Origin of the sequence: Embleya scabrispora DSM 41855 (assembly GCF_000372745.1) — a bacterium.
In the GTDB taxonomy this organism is placed as follows: Bacteria; Actinomycetota; Actinomycetes; order Streptomycetales; family Streptomycetaceae; genus Embleya; species Embleya scabrispora.
Window position 1 is genome coordinate 90403 of record NZ_KB889687.1, and the last position, 6091, is coordinate 96493.

The window sequence follows — 6091 nt, forward strand, 5'->3', positions numbered from 1 at the left end:
CAGGACTTCTCGGCCAAGTCGGGGACAGGGCTTGCGTGATTGGCGCAGGATAGGTAGCGCAAGTGATCCGCCACGGCGCGTAATCGTTCCGCGCGGGCTCGGGGTGGGGACGCACGGCAGAGAGGTTGCGCGATGAGGGCACCACGCACGGCACCGGGCCCGGGCGACCTGGGGCGCGAGAATACACCGGACCCCGCTTCCAGGACGGAGCCCATGCCCCTCGTCGAGCGCGACTACATCCAGGGCGAACTCCACGAGCATCTGGCCGCGGTCCGCGCCACCGGCGAGGGCCGGATCATGGTGGTCACCGGCCAGGCCGGCATGGGCAAGTCGGCGGTGCTCGAATGGGCCAGGCACACCGCCGAGTCCGAAGGCTTCGCCTCGCTCCACGTGATCGGCTACGAGCTGGAGAAGGTCCGGGTCTACGGCCTGGTGAAGCGGCTGTTCAAGGACCTGTCCGAGCTCGGCCCCGAGGCTCGCAAGGAGCGGCTCGGCGAGTGGTACGGCATCCTCGGGCCGATCTTCGGCGGTCCGCGCCAACCCGGGGAGGCGCCGGACACCGAGGACGTACTGTCCGCCCTCGACGCTGTCGTCCGCGGCTACGTGAAGGAGCGCGCGCCGCTGATCATGGTCATCGACGACGCGCACTGGGCCGACGCCTCGTCGATGCGGTGGCTGGCGCAATTCGCCATCCAGGTGCGTGATTTCCCGATCCTGATCGTGGTGTCCTACCGCCCGGACGAGTACGACCCGACCGTGTCGCGATCGCTGCGCGCACTCGACGACGTCGCCGGTCGAACGGCGACCAGGTTGAAGGCGTTGAGCGTCGAGAGCACCGCGACGGTGATCCGGCACCGTTTCCCCGATCGGTCGGTCGACGACGCGTTCGCCGAGCACTGCCATCACTGTTGCGGTGGAGAGCCGCAAACCCTGCGGGAACTGCTGCGGTTCATCGAGTCGTCCCGGATCGAACCGCTCGCGACCTCGTTGTCCCGGCACGGCGTCGCGATGGAGCAGCACGCGACCCTCGCCTACGCCGAGAAGGACTTCAAGAAGCGATTCTCCCGGCTCACACCGGGCTCCCGCATGCTGGCGCGGGCCGCGGCGATCCTGACGCCGCACCTGACGATCGCACGCGCGGTCCGGCTCACCGGGTCGACCCGGGAAGTGATCGTCGCCGCCGCCGAGGACCTGTACCGACAGGAGATCCTCACGTCGGTCGACGACACTCGCACGAGCTGGGGTTTCACCCACCCGCTGGTCCGACTCGCGGTCTATCGCCACTGCTTCGGGCCGAGCGAGCGCAGCGCGATGCACCACGAGGCGGCCCGGCTGTTGCGCGCGGACCGCTTCTCCGCGCAGACCGCCGCGACGCACGCGCTGAAGGTGTTCGGCAGCCCGGACGAGTGGGCGACGAACGTGATGGTGGAAGCCGCCCGCGAGTGCCTCGCATCCGGCGTGCCGACGGCGGGCGTGACCTACCTCGAACACGCGTTGGCAGAGCTCGCGCCGAACCACATGCGCGCCAGGGTCTACTACAACATCGGCCGCGCGCTCTTCGTCAACGACCCCACCGGCAGCCTCGAACCGCTGACCAAGGCGTTGCAGGAGGCCGACGAACCGGGCTCGGATCTGCGCACCGACATCGTCGTCGAACTCGCCCGCTCGTACGCGTTCAGTGGTCAACTGCAAAAGAGCATCGCCCTCTTGGAGCGGGAGATCGACATCACCCCGGTCGGGAAACGACCGAGGTTGTACGCCGACCTGTTCATGTGGGCCGCGTTCTGGGAGGACGACACCGCCTTCGCCTCACGCGCCCACAATCTGCAACGGCTGACCGTACGGCTGAACACCGACGGCGCCACCACCCGGACGAACTACTCGCTGTTCGCCCTGGTCGCCTGGTACGGAGTGCTCACCGGACGGCGGTTGCAGACGACCACCAAGTTCGCCCGCGCGGCGCTGGGCCCGGAGGCGGCGAACAAGGAACGCCCCGGGTTCAGTTGGGTCGAGGACGGCTGGGGCTTCGAGATCCCGATGGTGCTCACCCTGACGTTCATCCACTGCGACCTGTTCAAGGAGGCGCACGATCTCCTGGAGAGCGGCATGGCCGAACTCCGGGACAACGGTCGCCAACGCGCGCACATGTCCTACGGCCACGCCTTCCGGGCCATGTTGTACTACCGGATGGGCCGGCTCAAGGAGGCCCGCGAGCAGGCCGAGATCGGCCTGGAGATGGCCCTCAAACTCGGCGAGGCCACGCCGTCGCAGTGGTATGCGGCGGGCGTGCTGATCCAGACCCTGATCGCGCAGGGTGAGCTGGAGGAGGCCGAGCGGCGGGTACGACAGATCGGCTTCGACAACCCCGATCGCGTCAAGCAGGCCGCCCGCGTACTGCCGGTCCCCGAAATCGTGCTGGCCGAACTGCGGATCGCCCAGGGCAGGCACGGCGAGGTGGTCCAGCCGTTGACCGAGCTCGGCGAGCGGCTGCGTGCCCGCGGCATGGACAACCCCGCGTGGTGCCCGTGGGGCCTGCTGCTCGCCGAGGCGTTGAACGCCGAGGGGCCGCAGCAGAACAAGGAGCTGGCTCACCAGGTGGCCAGGCAGGCCGTCGCCCGGGCGGACACGTTCTACGCCCCGGTGGCCGCCGGCCAGGCCAAGCGGGTGGCCGGGATGATCGAGGACAACGTCAACGCGCAGCAGGCGCTGTGGGACGCGGCGGTCGCCCTGGAGGGCGTCGGCGCCAAGTACGAGTACGCCAAGGCGCTGCTCGCCTACGGTGACCGACTGCGCAAGGACGGCCACAAGCCGGACGCCATCGGCGAGTTGGAGCGGGCCCGGGACACCGCGATGGCCTGTGGCGCGATCCCGTTGCAGACACGGGCGGCCGCGATGGTGGAGGCGCTGGTGGGCACCACCGCGCTGCCGCCGGTCGATCACGGTCGCGCGGACGCGGACGACTGGGCGGACGAGTACACCGGCGGGTACAGCCCGTTCGGCATCCCGCATCGCGAGGAGGCCCGGCCCGACACGGACGGCGATCGTTCGGAGACCTGGCCGTTCCGCGAGGGGCCGACCCGTCGACCGGAGTTGGAGTAGCCGCGTCGGGGCCGGTGGCGGGCCGGTGGCGGAGAAAACCGGATCGGGACGCGGACGCACCGGCGACCGGCGCAGGCGCGCGGTCCCGGTACGGTAGCGGGGTGATCGACACTGCTGATTCCTCCCCCGTTGGTGCCGTCGCCGCTGGTCTCGCGACGATCGCCGCAGACGGCACCGTCCTGGACACCTGGTACCCCACCCCCGAGCTGACTTCGGGCGACGTCGACGGCAAGGCCGAGACCGTTCGCCTGTCCGCCGACGAGGCCATCGAGGCGCTCGGCGCCGATGCCGCGGCCGGCCTGGGCACCGACGCGGTGCGCGGGGTCGAGGTCGTCGCCGTACGCACGGTGATCGCGTCGCTGGCCACCGGCCCGGTGGACACCCACGACGCGTACCTGCGGCTGCACCTGCTCAGCCACCGCCTGGTCCGCCCGCACGGGCAGAGCCTGGACGGCCTGTTCGGGGTGCTCCCGAACGTCGCGTGGACCAACCTGGGCGCGGTCCCGGTCGACGGCGTGGACGCCGCCCGGCTGCGCGCCCGGGCCGCGCGGGTGCCGTTCGAGGTGACCGGCGTGGACAAGTTCCCCCGGATGACCGAGTTCGTGGTGCCCGGCGGCGTGCGGATCGCCGACACCACCCGGGTCCGCCTGGGCGCGCACCTGGCCCCCGGTACCACCGTGATGCACGAGGGGTTCTGCAACTTCAACGCGGGCACCCTGGGTGCGTCGATGGTCGAGGGCCGGATCAGCGCGGGCGTCGTGGTGGGCGACCACAGCGACATCGGCGGCGGCTCGTCGATCATGGGCACGCTGTCCGGCGGCGGCAAGGAGACCATCTCGGTCGGCGAGCGCTGCCTGCTCGGCGCCAACGCGGGTATCGGCATCTCGCTCGGCGACGACTGTGTGGTCGAGGCGGGCTGCTACATCACCGCCGGCACCCGGGTGACCACCCCCGACGGCAAGGTGGTCAAGGCCGCCGAGCTCTCCGGCCGCGACGGCCTGCTCTTCCGCCGCAACTCGGTCACCGGCACGATCGAGGCGATCGCCCGGACCAAGTCGTGGGGCGCGCTGAACGAGGAACTGCACAAGAACGACTGATTCGCTCCCGGGCGGGGCCGGCGGTGGTTCGCCGGCCGCGCCCGGGGTTGCTTGGGTTGCTTACTCTTCGACCGCGCGGGTCGATGTTGCTCGATTCCACGGCTGGGTCCTGCTCACTCCTCGACCAGGTCAGCCGGTTTGGCTCCGGTGGCCACGGCGCGGATCACCTTGCCGGTCGGCGTGCGCGGCAGCGGTTCGGTACGCAGTTCCCAGTGCGCGGGCACCTTGAAGTGGGCCAGGCGCTCCGCGACGTAGGCGCCGAGCAGTTCGGCGGTGAGCGCCGCGCCGGGTGCGGGCACCACGATCGCCTTGACCTCCTCGCCCCACTCCGGATGCGGCACGCCGACCACCACCGACTCGGCCACGTCGGGGTGTGCGTCCAGGCAGTGTTCGATCTCCGCCGGGTAGACGTTCTCTCCGCCGCGCAGGATCAGGTCGCTGCGCCGGGTGGCCAGGTAGAGCCGGCCACCCCGGGTGTAGCCGAGGTCGCCGGTGCGCAGCCGCCGGTCCGGCGTGAGTGCCTTCGCGGTGGCCTCGTCGTTGCCCCAGTAACCGAGCATCACCAGAGGGCTGCGGATCCACAGTTCGCCCTCCACGCCCTCCGGCTGCCGTGTGCCGTCCTGGTCGTGCACGGTCACCTCCACGGTCGGCACGGCCGTCCCGATCGCGCCCGGCTCGTCCTCGAGTTGCGCGGCGCCCGCCGTGGTGGCCACCCCGCCGGACTCGGTCAGCCCGTATCCGACGCCGAGGGCGCCCTTCGCGTTCGGGAACACCTCTTGGAGCCGGCGCACCAGTTCGGGCGAGAAGGCCGCGCTGCCGCCGCCCAGCCGGGTGATCGAGGACAAGTCGTACGTCGGGGTGTCCGGGTGGTTGGCCACCCGCCAACCGAGCGTGGGAACCAGCGACCATGTGGTGCAGCGCTCGCGCTCGATCAGGTCGAGCAGTCGGGGCACCTCGAACCGGCCGCTGTAGAGCACCATGGTCTGTCCGCCGGCCAGCGCGGCCACCGCGCCCGCGAGCAGGCCCGAGACGTGGAAGAACGGGCTGTTCACCAGCCACCGCCCGGGCGGCGCCTGGGCAAGCACCTCGGCGGGCACGTGTGCGGTCGCCCGGGCGGCGAGCAGCGCCTGCAGGTTCTGCATCGCGACCACGTTGCGGTGGGTGAGCACGGCGCCCTTGGGCCGGCCGGTGGTGCCGGAGGTGTACAGGATCAGTGCGGGGTCGTCCTCGTCGGCGGCGCCCGACGGCAGTTCGGCGTCGGGCGCGTAGGCCGCCAGAGCGGCGCAGTGGGCCTCGATCTCCAGTACGGGCACTCCCAGGCTCCGCTCGGCCGCCGACGCCCCGCCGAGCCGCTCCAGCCGGCGTCGGTCGGCGACCAGCAGCGCGGGGGCGCAATCCCGTACGCCGTAGCGGATCTCGTCGGCGGCCCACCATCCGTTCATCCCGACGGTGATCGCACCCAGCGCGGCGGCGGCCTGAAACATCGTCAGCCACTCGGGCCGGTTGGCGGCCAGGATCGCGACCCGATCGCCCGGGCCGATCCCGTAGCGCTCGCGCAGGGCGAGTGCGGTCGAGGCGATGTCGCGCACGTGTTGGGCGAAGCCGACCCGGCGGTCCTCGTACACGAGGTACTCCCGGTCGCCGAACCTGCGGGCCCGCTCGACGAACGCGGTGATCGACCGGGGACGGTCGGCCAGGACGCGCAACGGCACGCCGAGTACGTCCTCTTCGACGAGCGCGAACGGGCCGCCGGGGGCGGTCAGGGCGAGGAGGGCGGGGTCGGGTGCGGCGGAGCTGGTGGTGGCCATGGGGCGGACCTTAGAACTGCTTGACCGAGTCATTCAAGTGGGGCGGGGTGTGATCTGACACGTGTTCAGGTGTGGGGGTGGGGTGGG

3 protein-coding genes are annotated in these 6091 nt (G+C 71.2%); 2 read left to right on the forward strand and 1 reads right to left on the reverse strand.

Annotated features, from left to right (window positions below; genetic code table 11):
* Positions 1-213 precede the first annotated feature (213 nt).
* Positions 214-3099 (forward strand): ATP-binding protein, encoded by a 2886-nt coding sequence (locus A3IC_RS0134050; protein ID WP_020554555.1) that lies wholly within the window; start codon positions 214-216, stop codon positions 3097-3099.
* 101 nt (positions 3100-3200) lie between these two features.
* A complete protein-coding gene (dapD, locus tag A3IC_RS0134055) occupies positions 3201-4196 on the forward strand; it encodes a 2,3,4,5-tetrahydropyridine-2,6-dicarboxylate N-succinyltransferase (protein ID WP_020554556.1) in 996 nt (331 codons plus the stop codon).
* Positions 4197-4309: 113 nt separating this feature from the next.
* Here dapD and A3IC_RS58110 read toward each other — a convergent pair whose 3' ends face one another.
* Positions 4310-6004, reverse strand: a complete 1695-nt coding sequence (locus A3IC_RS58110; RefSeq protein WP_020554557.1) for a class I adenylate-forming enzyme family protein — start codon at positions 6002-6004, stop codon at positions 4310-4312.
* Positions 6005-6091 lie beyond the last annotated feature (87 nt).

What these genes read in the sequence shown, in the direction of transcription:
- A3IC_RS0134050 (WP_020554555.1), top strand. Translation starts at nt 214, where the DNA reads ATGCCCCTCGTCGAGCGCGACTACATCCAGGGCGAACTCCACGAGCAT.
- A3IC_RS58110 (WP_020554557.1), bottom strand. Translation starts at nt 6,004, where the DNA reads ATGGCCACCACCAGCTCCGCCGCACCCGACCCCGCCCTCCTCGCCCTG.